Annotated in this window: 1 protein-coding gene; it reads right to left on the bottom strand. The window is 44.9% G+C overall.

Annotation, left to right across the window (positions count from 1 at the left end):
* Positions 1-429: 429 nt before the first annotated feature.
* The gene (locus ACP5D4_RS21415; protein WP_428013630.1) at positions 430-2448 is read right to left on the bottom strand and encodes an NACHT domain-containing protein; all 2019 of its coding nucleotides are present in this window, start codon (positions 2446-2448) and stop codon (positions 430-432) included.
* Positions 2449-2562 lie beyond the last annotated feature (114 nt).

The following is a 2562-nucleotide window of genomic DNA, read 5'->3' as shown; positions in this document are numbered from 1 at the left end:
CTTCTTGTTCGTTTTCCACCCCCCGGCTTTTGATAACTTTTTCAGCAAACCCTAATTAAATATCGAACCAATGAGCCATCACCATCTTACCGTCTGATGTAAGTGGCTGTACGGTCATAAAACATCGCAAATTCAAGCAAATATTTTATTCAGATAAAATAACATTTCCATTTTCTGATGTTTGGATGTCATAAAAGCTGTGATAATAAATCCATCCTCTAAACTGAGTTCCCGGTATACCACTACCGCATATTTTTCGGTGATAGGGGTTTTCGGATAATGCCGGAGAGATATCTTCTCATCTGTCCAACTGTTACAAATAAAGTGGGTCTTCGGAGATTAGGGTGTAATTTGTGAATTTGAATACAAAATTTGGGTAGGGGCGCAAACCGTTCGCCCCTACTACGAAGACCCAATCGTTCTCTATTTTTAATCTCCATACTCTTTTGCGAAGTGTTCCTGTAGGAGTGCGTGAACGAAGCGATAGCCGCCACCAACCCGCTGGAGAAAACCCCGTTCGGTGCAGTAGCGGAGAAATCTACGGTAGTTCCAAGGGCTGTATCCGAAAAGCCAAAGGGTGATGCGGAGAGCGATGTGTTGACATACACTGTTCAAGCCACCTGTATAAACTCCCAATAAAAAAAATATAAAAATAAAAATAAAAAATACAACCAAAATCCAAACAGCAATAAGATTGAATTCATCAGGTAAAAACAACAAAAAGAATGCGGTCGTTAGAAATATGCCAAAAAGCCCCAACCCAATAAAAAAACTATGAAAAAATGATTTATAAATACCTTGATTTTCATTGGTTGTTGTATTAATATCTATATTAATTTCAACTCCAGACAACAATCTAAGTAGTCCGGGAAATAATCGACGAAACAGATATTTTGTCATACATAAAATTAAAAATAGAACCAACTCTGCGCCAACAAAAACGCCGAATCCTAAGGCACTAACTAGCCCATAGAATCCGGCATTAAAAAAGGCAGCGAGCAAGATAATCAGCCATAGAATTAGCCACATTTTTAAAAACGAAACGAGAGTCACACCACTCACAGAAAAATCACTTGAGCGAATGTTTCCCGAAAAATGCTGGGTGACATTATGCCAGTCAATTTTTATACTCTCAACAGACTTTATATTTTTATGTATGCCAAACAACTCCGATCCTAGTCCTAAAGATAGCCCAACATACAGTCCAAACATCATCTCTCCGGCGGCACCAAAAATTACTCCAAAGGATATGCCTACAGTCCCCCAAAAAACCAGACGATAAAACAAATCTTGGTAGAGGCTTTTTAAAAAACGAGGTTGTAATTTTTCAATAAAAAATTCAGTTTTATTTTCTTCAATTAACTTGGCGCCCAGCCAGCCCAGCCAATACTTCGTTTTTTCGTCATTCTGGTAAGGCTTTCGACCCTGTTTCGTCGCCGGTAAATTAGCCCCACCCCGATACGCTCGTTGCAACCTCGCCTCAATATACGCCTCGAACAAAATTCGCCGCCGTTCCGTTACGTTTTCCTGCTGCGTCCACAATTCCACAGGTAAGTTGTCGCTAGACAACACTAACAGCGTCAGAAACAGGGGCGATCGCGCCAATCCCCTATCCGCATTCATCACGTCCGCATCGTTGCGAACCACATCCCAGAGCCAATCGCACTTGGCGCGACGCAAGTAGGTTTCAATTTGTCTGTCTGTCAACGGCTGTAAAATAATCGCCCCACTTAAACCCAAATTCGTCTCGTAAAGCTGATATTCCTCCAAACGAGAACACACCACCAACGGCGTACCGCTCCAAGTGGGTAAAAACTCGTTGAGCGCCTGCACGCAAGTTTCCTGACGTTGCGACAGCAACTCGTCTAACCCGTCGAGGAGCGGTAAAATTCGACCCTCTTCAATCCATTTTTCGGCGATATCTTTCCGCACCCCGTATTTCAGCTTTAAATCGGATACCATCCAACTGGGAATGTCTCGAAACTCCGACTTCCACGCCGATAGGTTGAGCAAGACGGGAACGGGATACGCGGCGTTTTCCTCCCCTCGTTTGACTAACTCTTCCGCCAGTTGTAACAACATGGTGGTTTTTCCCGAGCCCGGCGCACCCAGAATTAACAAACGTCCGCCGATTTCTTCTCGATTGAAAATTTCGACGATGTGGGTTCCCTCGGGACAGGGTTGGCTCGACGCATTCCCGAGTTTTACGTCCAGGCTCCAAGGGGGTACGACTTGGGTGGAATCTTCGGTTTTGTCGAGTTCCACGTAAACGCGCTGGTGGAGGGATTGCGCTAACCGTCCCGACACTTCGTTTTTTACGGCGTCGAGTAGTTTGGCTTCGGTGCGATCGCGCGATTCGGGGGGTGCGAAGTGCTGCACCACCTGCGCGATATCGACCTTCGCGCTGTCGTTGGCGTTGATGCCTTGCTGTTTGCGATCGACCGTCATCGCCGTTCTAGCTGAAATTTTGCTCGATTTTCTGGTTGAAGTTCGCTGTGGCGCTGTCGTTTATCAAAAATTTTGGGTTTAAAACCCCGCCCTTCTAGGGCGGCTTGACCGTAA

The sequence above is a fragment of the Baaleninema sp. genome, from assembly GCF_049974805.1.
In the GTDB taxonomy this organism is placed as follows: Bacteria; Cyanobacteriota; Cyanobacteriia; order Cyanobacteriales; family Geitlerinemataceae; genus Baaleninema.
The sequence above is the reverse complement of the archived record's forward strand: the minus strand, read 5'-3'. Positions and strand labels throughout refer to the sequence as shown.

Excerpts from the sequence above, each read along its gene's own strand:
- ACP5D4_RS21415 (WP_428013630.1), bottom strand. The coding sequence starts at position 2,448 with ATGACGGTCGATCGCAAACAGCAAGGCATCAACGCCAACGACAGCGCG.